This window comes from Labrys wisconsinensis, from assembly GCF_030814995.1.
In the GTDB taxonomy this organism is placed as follows: domain Bacteria; phylum Pseudomonadota; class Alphaproteobacteria; order Rhizobiales; family Labraceae; genus Labrys; species Labrys wisconsinensis.
This window is the reverse complement of the sequence record NZ_JAUSVX010000005.1, coordinates 124,719-139,887: the sequence shown is the minus strand read 5'-3', so window position 1 is coordinate 139,887 and position 15,169 is coordinate 124,719. Positions and strand designations below refer to the sequence as shown.

Genomic DNA, 15,169 nt, shown 5'->3' with positions numbered 1-15,169 from the left:
TCCTCAAGCCGCCGCGACGCGGCGGCCGTGTTCGTCGACCACCCGCTCGCCGTCTTCCTTGACGAAAGCCCCGCGCTGCGGCGGCAGCAGGTCCAGCACCGCCTCGGACGGCCGGCACAGCCTCACCCCTTCCGGCGTGATCACGATCGGACGATTGATGAGGATGGGATGCGCCATCATTGCGTCGAGAAGCTGACCGTCGGTCAGAGCAGCGTCGCCAAGGCCAAGCTCGGCATAGGGCGTGCCCTTTTCGCGCAGCAGCGCGCGAACGGAGATTCCTATGCGCGCGATGAGCTGCTCAAGCATCGTACGGCTCGGCGGCGTCTTGAGATATTCGATGACATGCGGCTCAACACCGGCATTGCGGATCAGGCCGAGCGTGTTGCGCGACGTGCCGCAATCAGGGTTGTGATAGATGATGACGTCCATGACCGACCTCACGCAACGTCGGGGCGCGGCGAGGTCGCGCCTTCGCTGCGGCCGATCTCGCGCAGCTTGGTGCCGAGGGCGGACTTGTCGAGGCTCGCCACCGGCAGAGCCGTAAAGACGGAAATCCGGTTCCGCATATAACGGAAGGCGGAAACGAACGCCTTTTCCTTTTCGATATCCGGTCCCTCGACGGCAGCGGGATCTTCGATGCCCCAATGCGCAGTCATCGGCTGGCCCGGCCAGACCGGGCAGGATTCGCCGGCGGCGTTGTCGCAGACGGTGAACACGAAATCCATGACGGGTGCGCCGGGATGGGCGAACTCCTCCCAGCTCTTCGAACGGAAGCCTTCCGTAGGGTACTCAAAGCTCCCGAGCACCTTCAGCGCGAAGGGGTTCACCGCGCCCTTGGGCTGGCTACCGGCCGAGAAGGCGCGGAAGCGACCGGCGCCGTTCTTGGTCAGGATGCTTTCGGCGAGGATCGAACGGGCCGAATTGCCGGTGCAGAGGAACAGAACATTGTAGATGCGGTCAGTCATGGGCAGCCTCCTTGGCGGCGAGGGATTGCGGCGAACAGCAGGGGGAAAGATCGGCGATCAACGGCGCGCAGATTTCCGGGCGGCCACCGCAGCAGTCCTTCACCAGGAAGCTGGTGAGCGCATGCACGGCCTCGAGCCTCGCCCTATAGATGATCGAGCGGCTGTGCCGCTCGGCGTCGATCAGGCCGGCGCGCGTCAGCGTTGCAAGATGCGTCGACATTGTGTTGTGCGGGACGTCCAACCGGCGGGCGATCTCACCTGCGGGCAGTCCCTCTGGCTCGTGCTCCATCAGCATGCGGAACACGTCGAGGCGGGTGTTCTGCGCAAGGGCGGCGAAAGCGAGGATGGCGCTGTCTGATTCCATATGTCGAGACTAATCGACATATGGAGATGAGTCCAGCGGCGCGCGTTGGCCTTGCTAAAGAATGAGAGAGTGTCGCAGGGCCAATGCCTCGCCGCGATGGAAAGCGGGAGCGAGCCAGACAAATAATCCAACTCGCTTTCCGTTTAGCCCGTCAACTACTTAAGCGGCCAATGGCAAGTCTTGTCCGTTCCCGCTCGGGTCTTCCACCGCCTTCTTGAGGAAGTGAGATAGCGCGGCCTTTCGGGAGTTCCGATCTACTGCGTAGGCGGTCTGCTTGAACTTGACCCCATCGAGCAGCCCCTGAACGTAGCCGGAGATGGTGTCGGCGGCCATGATGAGGGCCGTGTCGAGCGAATGGATGTATTTGCTCGTGACGGTCCCCTTCGAGTGGCCGACCAGGGCGGCGATGGTCACCTCGGTGAAGCCGAGATCGTTGGCGATGCTGGCGAAGCTGTGACGCAGGACGTGCGGCGTTACATCGGCCAGCGGCGAGTCCCGGAAAATCTGCCGCCAATGGTTGGGGAAACCGCCAAAGGCGGTGTCCTCACCCTGGCCGGGGAAGACATAGCTTCCCGTCGAGGTTTTGCGTCGTTCTTCCAGATACTCGACCACGGTGAGGCCAATGGGACGGATGGAGGCACCTTCCTTGCTGTCTTCCAGACGCATGCAACTCGCGTCAGTGTCCGCCTCGGTCCACTTGAGACCGATCATCTCGCTCCGGCGGCAGCCGGTGAGCGCGATCTGTCGGATAATCTCGACCGTCATCTCATATTTCGGGGTTTCGGCCGCTTGGCGCAGAATCTCGCCGAGCGTGCGGTACTCCGCCTGGGTGAGACGACGGTCGCGGACATTGTCCTTGGGCTTGCGGATGCCGTGCACGGGATTGGCCGTGATGATCCCTGCCTCCATGGCGTAGGTGAAAATGCCGCCAACGAGTCCGAGCGTCCGCGTGGCCGTACCGGCGCCGCCTGTCACGATGGACTTGCCGCGCAGCTTCTTGGTCTTCACCGACACCGCCGTCTTCCCCGCCATGATGTCCTTCAACACCTTGGTCATGTCGGCTTTGACCAGGTCCTTTACCCGGCGCGTGCCGATCAGCGGGATGATGTGTCGATGAATGCGACCGGTATCGCTGACGATGGTCGTTGCCTTTTTCGGTCGGCCTCCCTTTCCGAGAATGAGACCGGCTTCGAGGTCCTTGAGATACATCGCGCACAGCTCTTTGACGGTGATCGCCTGATGATCCAGCAGGCGTTCCTCGGAGGGGTTATCACCCTGTGCGACGCGACCAAGCTGCACCTTAGCTTCCTGCCGGGCCGTCTCCGCCGTCCACACGCCATGAAGGCCGATTGTGAAGCGGCGGGTTCGACCCGCGGCGCGGTATTGGATAAGGTAGCTGCGTTTACCGGACGCGAAGATGCGAAGGCCGAAGCCGGGCAATTCGTCGTCCCAGATGAAGTAGTCCTTCTCGCGGGCTGCGGCTGCATCCACGACACGTTTCGTGAGCTTGGCCATTACGCGAATTCCCCTTGGAGAGCGGGCTGTTTCCGCGGAAGCACCACGGAAGCAGCCGGATGAAAGTCCGAGCGAAGTGTGGGATATGGATTTCGGCGAGGAAGACCGGATTGTCCATACGTTTCAAAGCGTTGTAGTATCATGGCGTGTCCTAGCGTGCATTTCGGATAGCCAGGACAAATTGCTCCGAAGGCAAAGGTCACACGTTCGAATCGTGTCGGGTGCGCCAAATTCCTCAATGATATGATAGAATTAAGCGGTCGATCGGGCATTGCTCACGAGTTGTGGAGCGCGCCCCGGAATGAGACAGTGAAAGAGGAGACGGTTCGCCACGGATCTCGTCACTTCCCCGGCCGAAAATAGGTCTCCTCGACGGATTGCCACTCGGCGCTCGCGGTGACGATGGTCAGCACCTCGTCGAGCGGCTTCTTCAACCTGGAGTTCATCGGCAGCGCGAAGGCCATATAGGCCGGGGCCAGCACCCCGCGCGGCGGCGCGATCGAATCCGAAAAGCGCGTGTTCACCAGATATTGCAAGGCGCCGATGCTGTTGACGACGGCATCGACCTTTCCAGCCGCCAAGGCGTCGAGGGCGGCGGCGAGGTCGGCAAATTTCCGATAGGCGAGGTGCTCTTCGTCGAGATACTCGGCGCCCGACGAATCGGAGACGGCGGCGAGCCGCTTTCCCGAGAGGTCGCCCGTGCGGGTCGCGGCGGCGCTTTCGACCCGATTGGCCGTTATGCGCGCGACCAGATTGGTCGTCAGCAGGGAAACCAGCACGAGGCTTCCGACCATCCAGATCACGGCGAGCGAGCGGCCGAGATAGGTCTTCGGCGTCTTGTCGCCATAGCCGACCGTGGTCATGGTGACCACGGCCCAGTAGACGCCGTCGTGCCACGACGTCACGGCCGACTCGGAGTCCGATCTGCCGGATCGCTCGAACCACCACATGAGCACGCCGATGATCGTCAGGAGGATCACGATGGCGAGGATCAGCACGCCGAGCTCGCCGATGGCCTCGCCATAGTCGTGCAAGGCGGATGCCGCTCCCGTTTGCTTCGCGAAGACGACGGCGACGCCGGAGCGGTGCGTCGGATAGGAGAAGTCCACCCGCGCCAGCCGTTCCGGGGTGATCGTGATGGCGCCGATCGCGACGTCGTAGGTGCCTCCTTCGAGACCCGACAGCAGGTCGCCCATCTGTGACACCGGCATCAGGTGATACTGCCAGTCGAGCTGTTCCGCGACCCGACGCCAGAGATCGACGCTTGCGCCGACAAACACCCCACCATCGCCTCGCCCGCCGTAAGGCGCGACCTGATAGACGCCGACGCGCAGTGGCGGTGTCGGATCAGGCGCGGCTTGCGCAACGGCGCAGGCGAGCAGGAGGAGAAGGAACGCGCCAAGACCTGTGCTTGCGCCGGCAAAGCGATGCGCGGGTTTGCGGACAAGGTCCATATGACAGGATTAGCAGCGCTCGATGACGGCTTTACTGCGCTTCACATGCCAGACACCCCCGGCCGGCGCGCTCGCCGACGACCAATCAGACGTCGATCGAATGCACTGTCACCGAAACTCTGTCACTGGAACTCGGATTCGTCATACGTCGGCCGTGGAAGCGACCGTCACAGATAGCGGCGAAAACGATCGACGTAGTCGTGGCTCACCTCGAGCGCGTCGACGGATGGTGGACAAGCGATGAAGGGGCTGGTGATCTTGGTGAAGCGTACCGACTGGATCATCCGTTCGACCTCGACATAGGCTGGCGGGATGAGGTTGCGATCGAGATCGCCCGATTGCGGCGAGTCGCCAGCCTGCAGCACGACGCCACCGTCATAGCGGTGGACCGTGACGGCCTCGCCCGGATCGGCCAGGGCCTGCCTCAGGGCTCCCGACCGCTGGACATAATAGTCCGAGATCGCTGTGAGCCAGTTGATGTCCCAGATCCCGTCCGAGGCGGGATCGGTCAGCAGCGCATCATTGCGCTGCAGGTTCAGCAGATTGTCGGATCCATAGGTGAGCCCCGGATAGCGCCTGATGAGGGGAAAGGCCTCAACGGCACCCGTGGGGTAGTTCATACCGTAGACCTGGGACTGAACGCCCAGACCGAAATGACCCTGCAGCGGCTTCAGCCGATTGCACCAGCCAAGCACGAGCCGCACCAGATAATCGGCCTGCCGCTCCACGAGCCAGGCGGCATGGTTGTAGAAAGCGATTGTGCCGAGCATGCCGGCTCCGGAGGTCAGGCCGACGGCGACCGGCTGGTCGTCGATGTGCAGCGTCCGGCTCCGGCTCGACTGCTCCTCCGTGCGTGTCGCCACGAAGCCGCCGACCCGCACTCCGGTCGCCTCGGGGTGTCCGGGATCGTCGAGCTCCGAGACAATGCCGATTTCAAAGTCCTTGTCGGGATCGTCGTCGACCTTGCGTTCGATATAGTCGAGCGCCTTCGCCTTGCTGGCGCGCGACAGGCGCGAGCCTGTCTGCGTGCACAGGCCCGTCTCGCTCATCTCCTCCAAATAGTCCCGCATGCAATCCGCGAAGCCACGCCGGCGTGCGGGTGCGCTGCTCTCGGGAAATTTGAGCAGGAGCGCCGCGCCGAGCCGCAGCTTGGCCCAGCCATTCTTTTCGACCACGATCTTGTCGAGTTCGGCCAGTTCGGGCTTGATGGTCATCGCATCGTCCACGCCGACAGCGCCAGAGGGAGGGTTGCCGGCATCCGGCCGGCCCTCTGCCGAGTCTATCCCATGTGGCATCCCCTCACGCACGATGGAGAATAGTGGACACGGGGTCGAGACAGCCATCGTGGGTCCCGTTCGCGGCACAGGCGCGGCCACACGGTGTCGCGCAAATCCTGGTTTCGGCGCCATTGCATGAAACAGGCGCATGATAGGGGCGTGCCACAAAGCCCGGGCTCATGCCGGAGGCCCGCAAGAACGCTGTTGGGGACTCCTGCGTTTCGCAGAGTCCCCTCCTGAAGGACGCCGCATGGAATTCGACGCTTTCGATGCATGGTTTATCGGATCGTGGGTGCTCAGCTACCTCATCGGGCTTGTCGCCCATGAGATCGGACACGCTGCCGCTGCCTCGGCTGTCGGCTTTCACCCCCGTTTGATCTCCATCGGGATCGGACGCGCAGTCCTGCGGTGGCGGTTCGGGCAGGCATGGTTCGTGTTGCGGCTCTTGCCGGTCGTGGGCCACATGACCTATCTGCCGCACCTGCCAACCCGGCGCCTGCGGAAAGCGGCCGTGACGGCCGGCGGGCCGTTGGCCAATGGTCTTCTGCTGGCGATTGCCGGCGCGATCTATCTGGCCGACCCCGCAGCCTTCGGAATCGGGCATCTGGTCGTCACGGACGAGAAGAGCTTCGCGATCTTCATGGCCCATCTGACGGCGCAGGTGAGCCTCGATGCCTTCTCGATGACGCAAGTTTTCCTGCTCGTCACGACCTTGATCCCCGCGCGCGGGAAGGCTGCGGGGCGGTCCATTTCCAGCGACGGCTGGAAGTTGTGGCGACTTGCCGTCGACCCGGCGGGGGCGACGGATGGCGGCCTGCTGGCTGCTTACGCCGCCCTGATGCAGAACGTGCTGCCACCCGGTGCGCCTCTGCCGTCGCCGTCGCCTTACGGGGCGGAGATCGTGTTCCAGGCCATCCGTCGGGATCGGCAACGCGAGGCCTGGGCGGACCGCGACGCCGCGGAGGTGATGCAGCGGCTCCTGCAGCAAGAGGCGCTCCCTGACCTGGAGAGAGCCTATGTGCTGCGGTTCCTGGTGGGGCACGAGCTGACCCGCGCCAAGGCCGGCGCCGATCTCGCCAGGCTGGATCAGTGGTCGCGGCAGGCGGTTGTCCTCGCGCCGACGCGGGACCATCAGGTGCTGCGAGCGGGCGTGCTGAGGGCGATGGGACGGATTCGCGACGCCGATGCCATTCACTGGGCCCTTGCCTACCACGGCTCGACGGCGAGCACGGTCCCGCTCGAAGAGCCATCCGCACCCGGCGGATCACCGAGCCCATCGCCGGCCGCGGGCTCGCCAAGGGGGTGGCGCGCGACGTCCGGTCCGGAAGCCGCCGTCGAGCAAGGGCTGTTTCGAGTCGTGATCGCCAATGACGATTCGACACCCATGGACTTCGTGATCCAGGCTCTGATCGAAATTTTTCAGAAGACGGAGGACGACGCCGTACGGATTGTGCTGATGGTCCATTGCACGGGCCGGGGCACGTGCGGCGTGTACGGCCGCACCGACGCCGAGAGCCTGGTCGACCGGATGACGGTGAAAGCCAGCCACGGCGGACATCCGCTCCGGTGCCTCATCGAGCCGGACAGCCTCGAGGATCCGCTTGGTTCCGCGCTGCCGCTCGGGCAAGCCAGCAATGGCGCATCTTGACCTGTCGAGGCTCGCTCCGGGACTTGTCGGCGACTCGATCGATCCAATGCCCCCGGCCCCAAGGCGGTCGTGCCCGGCGTTCCCCAAAGACACTTCGTTGAATCCTGTGTTGGGGATGCCCGCGTCTCGACACGGCACGATCGGCGGCCACGCCGGACCGAAGGCGCTCACCAGGCATCCGGCTCGCGGACCATGTGGACGATGTTGGCGGGGCTGGTGATCCACCCACCCCTGAACCCCTCAGGCAGCGGCTCGATCGCGTCGCAGCGGACCACGCCGGCACGGGAGAGACGATCGGCCGCCTCCTCGAAGCGGTCCGTGAAGAACTCGAGCCAGATTTCCGCCTGGCTCAACGCCGGCGCCTCGTCGAGCCACAGCTTGTTCGGCCCGAATTCAAAGCCGATGGCAGGAGCCTTTTCGGTGATCGGCTTGAGACCGACGACGTCCCGATAAAAGGCGACCGTGGCCTGGTATTGATGGGGTGGCACCTTCATCGCGATGTCGATGCCACCATAGATAGTCGCCGTCATGGCTTTCTCCTGCCTGGAGCGTCCGGCGATTCGACGGGATCGGCAAGAATCGCAAGGACGCGTTGAAACAAAGAGCTGGAGCAAACAAGCGTTCAGGCTCGAATGCACTTTTCTTCGGGATTCATCGGGGTTCGCGCGCCGGCTCGCCCTTCAGCTCGCTTTGATAGTAGCCCTCGCGCAGATTGATCCCGTGCTCGAGGAAGGCCTTCAGGCAGCACAGCATCTGCGACCAGCCCTCGCAGTTGAGGTATGAGGCGCGCTGTCCCTGCGCGTCCGCGTGCCACCCCGTCTCTGCAATCGTGACGAGCGTCGCGCCATCCTCCAGCGCTTCGAACCTCATCTCGATGCGGGTCTTGTAGAGCACCGCGCCGTCCGCGGACTTCGGCCCGTCCCAGCGCAGCACGATATGGCTGTCGGCCGTCACCTCGTCGACGTCGACGGGTACCTCGCCCCACCAGACCACCGTCGACCCGGCGACCAGCGGCCCGTTCGCGCCGCCCACGGTGGTGAAATAGGCACTGAGCTTGTCGGGGCTGACCACGGCATCGAACACCTCGCGAACCGGCTTGGCGATCCGGGCGGAGACCCTGAATTCCGGCTTCATCGGACTTTCCCCGTTGCAGGCTCTCAGGATATGTTATAAAAAAATAACATGTCAAGCGAGCACAACGAAGATCAGGTTTTCAAGGCCCTGGCCCATCCTCGCCGCCGCGCCATGCTCGACCTGCTCAAGGGCGAGGCACGCACGACCGGCATGCTTTGCGAAGCCTTCGAGGACATGGATCGCTGCACCGTGATGCAGCATCTGAAAGTGCTGGAAGAGGCCGATCTCGTTATTGTCAGGCGCGAGGGGCGCGAGCGGTGGAACTATCTCAACTCCTTGCCGATCAAGCGGATCCACGACCGCTGGATCAGCGGCTATGCCACGCACGCCCTCACGATCCTCGACAAGCTGAAATCCGATATCGAGGATTGATCGCCGGAGACCATCAAGCTGCAACGCACGCGTCTGCGCGTCTCGACGATTTCGCCGGATGGCAGGACTTATGGAGTTGCGGTGCCAGGCGTTGGTGAGTGGAGCAGAAGCCATGCGGCGATCGGAGCGCCGCAGAGGACGAGCAAGGCGCTGGCGAGGAAGACGGAGCCAAGGCCGGCAACACCGGCAAGCAGACCCAGCGACGGGCTGAGAACACCGAGGGCGACGTCGAGGAAGGCGGTGTAGAGACCCATGGCAAGCCCACGGTTTTCAGACGGCACCCGCCGCACGGCCTCGAGACCCAGACCGGGATAGACCAGCGAATAGCCGAACCCTGCCACCGCTGCTCCTGCAAAGCCCAGGATCGGCCAAGGTGCTATCCAGATCACCGCCAGCCCGATCGCCTCCACGACGACGAACACCGTCGCAACCCGGGCCCCGCCGACACGGTCGGAGAGGTGACTGAGCAGGAGCCGTGCGACAATGAAGGCGAGAGAGAACACGGTGAAGGCGAGCCAGGCCGGAGACCACCCGCGATCGACCGAAAGCAGGACAGCGAATGCGGTCATGACACCGAGACCGACGCTGCTGAAGGCAAGTCCCAGGCCCGGCAAAGCCACAGCTCTCACAGTCTCGACAATGCCGCCCGCAAGGCGCCGCCTGACGGGAACAGGCCGCAGCCTGCTGATGGCGAGCAACGCCGCCAAGGGAACGAGCGTCGTGGCCACGGCTATGGAAGCGAAGCCATAGGCGTCGAAGAGGACGGTTCCCAGAGGCGCGCCCGCGGCGAAAGCCGCCCACATCGCCGTGCCCGCCCAGGCAATGATTCTGCCGGCGTTTGACGGACCTGCGAGCGCCAGACCCCAGCTCTGCGCTCCCGTGATGACGAAGCTCTCGCCGCCCCCGAGCAGTGCACGACCAGCCATCAGGATCGCAACCGAAGCGAGGGGCGCGTCGACAAAGGCAAGCGAGAGGAAGTACAGCAGCCCCGATGCTGCCGCCATCAGCAAACCGACGGCGACGGCTCGTTTGGAGCCACGGGTGTCCGAGTAGACACCCGCCCAGATGCGCGACAGCAACGAGGCCAGGAACTGACAGCCGGCGACAAGCCCGACGACGAAGGTGCCGAGCCCCAGTTCGTTGCGGACGTGGAGCGGCAGTGCCGGCAACGCCAGTCCAGTCACCAGGAACACCACGAAGACGAGGGAGACAATCGGCACGATGGCGGAGATCGACAGCCCCCGGGCCGGGTCTGCAGTCGAAGTATCGACGGACATGGAAGGCCTCGTTGGGAGGAGTCCGAGATTTTTGCGCGGTCCGTCGGCCTTCACGGCTTGCCGGGCCGCGATCGACCTTACGAGTTGGCGCATTCAGCGTTTAAGTCTGAGAAAAGGTCAGCAATGGCCCGAAGCCAGGGCAATGACATCGCCGTCTTTCCTGCGGTTGCGAGGGAGCTTGGTTTCACAAGGGCCCTGCCCTCAGCTTTTGCCTGGCGTCAGGCGGAGCAGCCTGCCGGGGTCGTCGTCTTCGATCACCCAGAGCGCGCCATCGGGGGCAACGGCGACATCGCGAATGCGCGCGCCCATGTCCCAACGATCGGCCTCGGCTGCGCCACCGCGGCCGTCGAACGTGACGCGAACCAGGGCCATGGACGCGAGGCCGCCGATCAAGGCCGATCCGCGCCACTGCGGAAACATCCGGCCGTCGTAGAAGGCGAGGCCGGCGGGAGCGATGACCGGGTTCCAGTAGAGAACAGGCGGCACGAACTCCGGCCTCGTCGAGTGCCGGGGTATGGGGGTCCCATCGTAATTGTCGCCGTTCGAGACGAGGGGCCAGCCATAGTTGCCGCCTGGCTCGATCAGGTTGAGCTCGTCGCCGCCCCGCGGGCCCATTTCATGCAGCCAGAGCTTGCCATCCGGAGCGAAGGCCAGGCCATAGGGATTGCGATGCCCCATCGTCCAGGTCTGCGCGCGCACCCCACCCTCATCGGCGTGCGGATTGTCGGCCGGCGTCGACCCGTCCGGATTGAGCCTGAGGACCTTGCCCAACGCCTGATCGGGATCCTGGGCCGTGAGCGGCCGCATGCGATCCCCCGACGTCAGGAAAAGATGGGAACCGTCGGGATCGAAGGCGATCACGCCGCCAGGCTGCCCGCCTCCTCCCTTGGGGCTCTGTCGCCAGATGACCTGCCTGTCTTCCAGCGTTGCCGCCGTCTCCGATACGGCCAGCGTCGCTCGGGCGAGAGCCAGGCTGCTGCCGCCCGGCCCAGGCTCCGAGAAGGAGAAATAGATCCCCCGGTCGCTTTGGAAATGCGGCGAGACGGCGATGTCCAGAAGCCCGTTCTGAGAAACCGCCGCGACGGCGGGGACGTTGCCGACCGGCGTCTTGCGCCCGCTCTGCGTCACGAGGAAGATCCTTCCCGGCTTTTCCGTGACCAGCATGCGGCCGTCCGGCAGGAACGCGATCGCCCAGGGCGTATCGAAGCTGGCGACCTCGCGTGCGACGAAGGGCTTGGTCGGCTCGGCCTGATTGTGACCTGCATTGATGCCCTGCCCATGCGCGCAGGCCAGCAGGGAGACCCAGACGGTTGTTGCTGCGAGCAGTTTCATGCCGATCCTTTCGATCCGTATCCGGTCCAAATCTATGGCATCGTCCCGGGATCGAAAGGGTCCCCGGCCCTCATCCGGACGTGGCGGGCCGGCAACAGATTCGATCCGGGGGCAGAACCGCGCCGTCCGAGACGGCGAGGCGCTCTCCCCCTGCAGCTCTCGCCCTCAGCGGACGGTGTAGCCGCCGTCGACCGGAAGGGCGTGGCCGATCACGAAGCTCGAAGCCGGGCTGCACAGCCAGAGAACCGCATCGGCGATCTCTTCGGGACGGCCGAGGCGCCCGATCGGCACCTCCTTCATCATCTCCGCCATCGCTTCCGGCTGGGTCTTCAGCATTCCCGTGACCATCGGCGTCTCGATGATGCCGGGGCAGACCGCATTGATCCGGATGCCCCTGGCGGCATATTCGAGCCCGGCGCTCTTGGTCAGCCCGACCACGCCGTGCTTGGAGGCGTGATAGATGCCCCGTTCGGCGATGCCGACGAGCCCGCCGAGCGACGAGTTGTTGACGATGGCGCCGCTGCCCTGTTCGCGCATCTGGAGCAGCTCGTATTTCATGCAGTTCCAGACACCGCGCAGATTGACCCCCATCACGAACTCATAGTCTTTGGGGTCGGCGTCGGCGGTCTCGGCAACCGGGCTTTGCACGCCGGCATTGTTGAACGCGGCGTCCAGCCGTCCGAAGGTGGAAACGGTCTGCCTGACCATCGCCGCCACCGCATCCATGTCGGCGACGTCGCAACGGATGCCGATCGCCTGATGGCCGGCGGCGACGAGATCCTCGGCGGCCGAGTGTGCCGCGGCTTCATCGATGTCGGCAAGCGCAACGGCAGCGCCGGCCGCCGCAAAGGCTTTCGCCGTGGCCAGCCCCATGCCCGAGCCGGCCCCGGTGACCAGCGCAACCTTGTCTTCGAATGACCATGTCATCGATACATTCCTTTTGCTGGCATCATCGAGGGCCAGGGACGGGCCCTGTGATGCCGCCTGATCGGACGGCGAGAGCGGCGGAGGCCGGCAAATCCCGCGCATCCATGCCGATGCCTGCCCCGGAGGCCGGGTCGCAGGTTGGCGCTCCTCGATTTTGGCTGGATACCGCAGACGCCTTGCAACAGGCGGCGTCATGCCCGCAAACCTAGACGCTCCGGCGCTCGATCGGTAGACGGCAAGAACAGCATGGCGTTATGAGAGTTTCTCATAAGTCGACACCGGCGCCGTCCGGGCACGATCGCGCTCCGACTGCCGGCGACGACGGTCCCGGCACGACCTCCACCTCGCCGAAGCCTTAGCGAGGGTTGTACTGATCGTCGGTGACGTGCTCCATCCAGTCGACATTCCTGCCGTCGACCATGTTGGTGATGGCGATGTGCCGCATCCCGGTGGTCGACGTGGCGCCGTGCCAGTGCTTGACCCCGGGCGGGGTCCAGACGACGTCGCCCGGCTTGATCTCCCGGCGCTCGCCGCCGTCTTCCTGCACCCAGCCCGTGCCGTCCGTCACGATCAGCACCTGGCCGGCCGGATGCGTGTGCCATGCCGAACGCGCGCCCGGCGCAAAGGTGACGTGGCCGCCGCTGTTGCCCGTGGTGTCGTTGGGCGCATAGAGCGGCTCGACCACGACGGATCCGGTGAAAGTGTCGGCCGCTCCAGGCGCGTTGGGCCGTGACCCGTTCGGCGAAATGATGGTGCTCTCTGCCAATGCCGGCATCGCGCCCAGAAGAGCGAGGGTGACGGCCGTCGCGGCGAATGTCTTCATGTCTGTCCCTGATGGTATCGTCGTGGCAATCCGGATGGTCCCGACCGGCCGTCCTCGACGGGGGCCGGACGTCCGGCCGGCGCGATCAGCCCTGGCGCTCGGCCGTGAAGTCGATGACGAAGCGGTAGCGGATGTCCTTGCTCACGACCCGATCCATGGCCTGGTTGATCTGGTCGGGCCGGATCAGCTCGATGTCGGCTTTGATGTTGCGCGCCGCGCAATAATCGACCACCTCCTGCGTCTCGGCGATGCCGCCGATGACCGAGCCCGCGAGGCTCTTGCGGCCGAACGCCAGCGCCATGCCGTTCGGGCCCTCGAGGTCGTTGAGAGCGCCGACATTGACGAGCGTCGCGTCGAGCTTGAGGAGGTCCATGAACGGCTGCATCGGGTAGGCGTGCGGCACCGTCGAGATCAGAAGATCGAACCGATTGGCGAGCCGCTTCATCGCCTCGGCGTCGCTCGACAGAACGGCTTCGCGCGCGCCCAGCCGCTGCGCATCGGCGATCTTGCCGGGTGACGTCGTGAACACGGTGACCTCAGCCCGGCGCGCCACGGCGAGCTTGACCGCCATGTGCCCCAGACCGCCGAGCCCGATGACGCCGACACGCTGGCCGGGCTCCAGCCGCCAGTGCTGCATCGGGGAAAACGTCGTGACGCCGGCGCACAACAAAGGTGCCGTCGCCGCGAGATCGGCGCCCGGCGGGATGCGGATGACGAAATGCTCCGCCACGACCATCCTCTCCGAATAGCCGCCGAAGGTGAACCCGCCCAGCGCAGGATCGGGCGAGCCGTACGTGAAGGTGGCGCCTTTCAGGCAATTCTGCTCGCGATCGGCCAGGCAATTCTCGCAAGTTCCGCAGGAATCGACCATGCAGCCCACGCCGCCGATATCGCCGACCTTGAACTTGGTCACGGCGCTTCCGACCGCCGTCACACGGCCGACGATCTCGTGGCCCGGGACGCTGGGAAACCGGGTCGGCAAGGTCTGCCGCCATTCGTCGCGCACCGTATGAATGTCGGAATGGCAGATGCCGCTGTACAGCACGTCGATCAGCACGTCCTTGGGCCCGACGGCGCGGCGCTGGATCTGCCGCGCCTCCAGCGCGGAGGCGGCGCTGCTCGCGCCATAAGCGCGGACGGAGAACGGACCGGTCTCTACCGGAGCGGCGGCCTGCTGGGCCCGCACGCCCGTGGCCATGCCGGCCAGCAACGGCGCGGCGGCCAAGCCCGCGCCCGCCAGCAGAAGCTTGCGGCGCTCCGGCACCGCAGGAGCGTCGTGAACAGCGGGGCTATTGCATTTCTCACACATGGGAGACGTTCCTTTCGATGCCAATTTCGCAACGCCGCACGCGACTCCGAGACGCAATGAGGTCTCTGTCGAGCCTGCCGTGATGCGGCACGACGGTTCTTCGAGCTTCGTCAGAAATGGTCGCGTGCCATTCCGTGATCCGGATCATCTTCCGTGGAGTTCTACGACCTTTACCTCGCATCTCTTCGATGAGCCACCCGGCCATCAGGAGATAACACTGCGGTGATCTCTTCGATTAGAGGGAAATACCCGCAAAGGCTTATGAGTGCTCCTCATAAATCCAGCTCGCGCATATCCCTCGGCCATCGCTGTCGATGGCACGTCCGTCGACGGATCGGTTCACGGGTCGCGTCACCGCCCGACGATCAGGATCCGTCCCGCCGCAAGGAGAAGGATGACGTCGCTGTCGGCGATCGCGCCGGGAGGATCATGCCGCTGCCGGCGGACACATCGCGCGCCGTCAATGAGGATCATAGCCGGGCTTCTTGTAGATCGTCGCGGCCTTTCCCAGGATGTGAGGCTTGTAGATCTTTTCAACCCAGTCCCGAGGGTCGACATCATCGATCCCGACCGAAACCTGCTCTTCGCTGCAACCCAAGGCAGCGATGACGGCCTGTGTCAGGTCTTCGGCAAGCTTGACCTTTTCGCCTTCCGAACGACCTGAGGCGAGCTTGACGATCACATGAGGCATCGTGGTCTCCCTTGTCTCTCAGAAGGCCACGCGAGCGGCCCGGCACCACGCCCCGCCGGCTGCAGACGACGATATCGCCGG

Annotated in this window: 16 protein-coding genes; 2 read left to right on the top strand and 14 right to left on the bottom strand. The window is 64.7% G+C overall.

What is annotated here, in order from left to right; genetic code table 11:
* Nucleotides 1-3 precede the first annotated feature (3 nt).
* The 6 genes from arsC to QO011_RS15305 form a co-directional block, all read right to left on the bottom strand.
* The gene (gene arsC / locus QO011_RS15330; protein ID WP_307273504.1) at nucleotides 4-429 is read right to left on the bottom strand and encodes an arsenate reductase (glutaredoxin); all 426 of its coding nucleotides are present in this window, start codon (nucleotides 427-429) and stop codon (nucleotides 4-6) included.
* An 8-nt stretch (nucleotides 430-437) separates the two neighbouring features.
* Nucleotides 438-965 carry an arsenate reductase ArsC gene (locus QO011_RS15325; RefSeq protein ID WP_307273501.1) on the bottom strand — a complete coding sequence of 176 codons (528 nt, stop codon included), beginning with the start codon at nucleotides 963-965 and terminating at the stop codon, nucleotides 438-440.
* A complete protein-coding gene (locus tag QO011_RS15320) occupies nucleotides 958-1,329 on the bottom strand; it encodes an ArsR/SmtB family transcription factor (RefSeq protein ID WP_307273498.1) in 372 nt (123 codons plus the stop codon). Before QO011_RS15320 ends, QO011_RS15325 begins: the two co-directional genes overlap by 8 nt.
* A gap of 159 nt (nucleotides 1,330-1,488) precedes the next feature.
* Nucleotides 1,489-2,844, bottom strand: coding sequence for a tyrosine-type recombinase/integrase (locus tag QO011_RS15315; protein WP_042001556.1), 1,356 nt, complete (start codon nucleotides 2,842-2,844; stop codon nucleotides 1,489-1,491).
* A gap of 341 nt (nucleotides 2,845-3,185) precedes the next feature.
* Nucleotides 3,186-4,298, bottom strand: a complete 1,113-nt coding sequence (locus QO011_RS15310; protein ID WP_307273493.1) for a transporter substrate-binding domain-containing protein — start codon at nucleotides 4,296-4,298, stop codon at nucleotides 3,186-3,188.
* Nucleotides 4,299-4,465: 167 nt separating this feature from the next.
* The gene (locus QO011_RS15305) at nucleotides 4,466-5,512 is read right to left on the bottom strand and encodes a type VI immunity family protein (RefSeq protein WP_307273490.1); all 1,047 of its coding nucleotides are present in this window, start codon (nucleotides 5,510-5,512) and stop codon (nucleotides 4,466-4,468) included.
* 313 nt (nucleotides 5,513-5,825) lie between these two features.
* Here QO011_RS15305 and QO011_RS15300 point away from each other — a divergent pair, with 313 nt between their 5' ends.
* The gene (locus tag QO011_RS15300) at nucleotides 5,826-7,223 is read left to right on the top strand and encodes an ATP-dependent Clp protease adaptor ClpS (protein WP_307273488.1); all 1,398 of its coding nucleotides are present in this window, start codon (nucleotides 5,826-5,828) and stop codon (nucleotides 7,221-7,223) included.
* 167 nt (nucleotides 7,224-7,390) lie between these two features.
* Here the strand turns inward: QO011_RS15300 and QO011_RS15295 are convergent, their stop codons facing one another.
* On the bottom strand, nucleotides 7,391-7,753 hold the full coding sequence (locus QO011_RS15295) for a VOC family protein (protein ID WP_307273487.1): 363 nt from the start codon (nucleotides 7,751-7,753) through the stop codon (nucleotides 7,391-7,393).
* Between the two features lie 121 nt (nucleotides 7,754-7,874).
* Nucleotides 7,875-8,357, bottom strand: a complete 483-nt coding sequence (locus QO011_RS15290) for an SRPBCC domain-containing protein (RefSeq protein ID WP_307273486.1) — start codon at nucleotides 8,355-8,357, stop codon at nucleotides 7,875-7,877.
* Nucleotides 8,358-8,405: 48 nt separating this feature from the next.
* Between QO011_RS15290 and QO011_RS15285 the strand changes: the two genes are divergently transcribed.
* Nucleotides 8,406-8,729 carry an ArsR/SmtB family transcription factor gene (locus QO011_RS15285; protein WP_307273483.1) on the top strand — a complete coding sequence of 108 codons (324 nt, stop codon included), beginning with the start codon at nucleotides 8,406-8,408 and terminating at the stop codon, nucleotides 8,727-8,729.
* Between the two features lie 68 nt (nucleotides 8,730-8,797).
* Here the strand turns inward: QO011_RS15285 and QO011_RS15280 are convergent, their stop codons facing one another.
* The 6 genes from QO011_RS15280 to QO011_RS15255 form a co-directional block, all read right to left on the bottom strand.
* Nucleotides 8,798-10,006, bottom strand: coding sequence for an arabinose transporter (locus QO011_RS15280; RefSeq protein ID WP_307273480.1), 1,209 nt, complete (start codon nucleotides 10,004-10,006; stop codon nucleotides 8,798-8,800).
* 201 nt (nucleotides 10,007-10,207) lie between these two features.
* Nucleotides 10,208-11,338 (bottom strand): PQQ-dependent sugar dehydrogenase, encoded by a 1,131-nt coding sequence (locus tag QO011_RS15275; RefSeq protein ID WP_307273475.1) that lies wholly within the window; start codon nucleotides 11,336-11,338, stop codon nucleotides 10,208-10,210.
* Nucleotides 11,339-11,503: 165 nt separating this feature from the next.
* Entirely contained in the window at nucleotides 11,504-12,265 is a 762-nt protein-coding gene (locus QO011_RS15270; protein WP_307274204.1) for a glucose 1-dehydrogenase, read from the bottom strand.
* Between the two features lie 355 nt (nucleotides 12,266-12,620).
* Nucleotides 12,621-13,088, bottom strand: a complete 468-nt coding sequence (locus tag QO011_RS15265; protein WP_307273473.1) for a (R)-mandelonitrile lyase — start codon at nucleotides 13,086-13,088, stop codon at nucleotides 12,621-12,623.
* Nucleotides 13,089-13,173: 85 nt separating this feature from the next.
* Nucleotides 13,174-14,286 carry an NAD(P)-dependent alcohol dehydrogenase gene (locus QO011_RS15260; RefSeq protein ID WP_370881969.1) on the bottom strand — a complete coding sequence of 371 codons (1,113 nt, stop codon included), beginning with the start codon at nucleotides 14,284-14,286 and terminating at the stop codon, nucleotides 13,174-13,176.
* 571 nt (nucleotides 14,287-14,857) lie between these two features.
* Complete coding sequence (locus tag QO011_RS15255) at nucleotides 14,858-15,088, bottom strand: tautomerase family protein (RefSeq protein WP_307273467.1); 231 nt, start codon at nucleotides 15,086-15,088, stop codon at nucleotides 14,858-14,860.
* Nucleotides 15,089-15,169 lie beyond the last annotated feature (81 nt).

Coding starts and splice junctions, on each gene's coding strand:
- arsC (WP_307273504.1), bottom strand. CDS start 429: ATGGACGTCATCATCTATCACAACCCTGATTGCGGCACGTCGCGCAAC.
- QO011_RS15325 (WP_307273501.1), bottom strand. CDS start 965: ATGACTGACCGCATCTACAATGTTCTGTTCCTCTGCACCGGCAATTCG.
- QO011_RS15320 (WP_307273498.1), bottom strand. CDS start 1,329: ATGGAATCAGACAGCGCCATCCTCGCTTTCGCCGCCCTTGCGCAGAAC.
- QO011_RS15315 (WP_042001556.1), bottom strand. CDS start 2,844: ATGGCCAAGCTCACGAAACGTGTCGTGGATGCAGCCGCAGCCCGCGAG.
- QO011_RS15310 (WP_307273493.1), bottom strand. CDS start 4,298: ATGGACCTTGTCCGCAAACCCGCGCATCGCTTTGCCGGCGCAAGCACA.
- QO011_RS15305 (WP_307273490.1), bottom strand. CDS start 5,512: ATGACCATCAAGCCCGAACTGGCCGAACTCGACAAGATCGTGGTCGAA.
- QO011_RS15300 (WP_307273488.1), top strand. CDS start 5,826: ATGGAATTCGACGCTTTCGATGCATGGTTTATCGGATCGTGGGTGCTC.
- QO011_RS15295 (WP_307273487.1), bottom strand. CDS start 7,753: ATGACGGCGACTATCTATGGTGGCATCGACATCGCGATGAAGGTGCCA.
- QO011_RS15290 (WP_307273486.1), bottom strand. CDS start 8,357: ATGAAGCCGGAATTCAGGGTCTCCGCCCGGATCGCCAAGCCGGTTCGC.
- QO011_RS15285 (WP_307273483.1), top strand. CDS start 8,406: ATGTCAAGCGAGCACAACGAAGATCAGGTTTTCAAGGCCCTGGCCCAT.
- QO011_RS15280 (WP_307273480.1), bottom strand. CDS start 10,006: ATGTCCGTCGATACTTCGACTGCAGACCCGGCCCGGGGGCTGTCGATC.
- QO011_RS15275 (WP_307273475.1), bottom strand. CDS start 11,338: ATGAAACTGCTCGCAGCAACAACCGTCTGGGTCTCCCTGCTGGCCTGC.
- QO011_RS15270 (WP_307274204.1), bottom strand. CDS start 12,265: ATGACATGGTCATTCGAAGACAAGGTTGCGCTGGTCACCGGGGCCGGC.
- QO011_RS15265 (WP_307273473.1), bottom strand. CDS start 13,088: ATGAAGACATTCGCCGCGACGGCCGTCACCCTCGCTCTTCTGGGCGCG.
- QO011_RS15260 (WP_370881969.1), bottom strand. CDS start 14,286: ATGGCCACGGGCGTGCGGGCCCAGCAGGCCGCCGCTCCGGTAGAGACC.
- QO011_RS15255 (WP_307273467.1), bottom strand. CDS start 15,088: ATGCCTCATGTGATCGTCAAGCTCGCCTCAGGTCGTTCGGAAGGCGAA.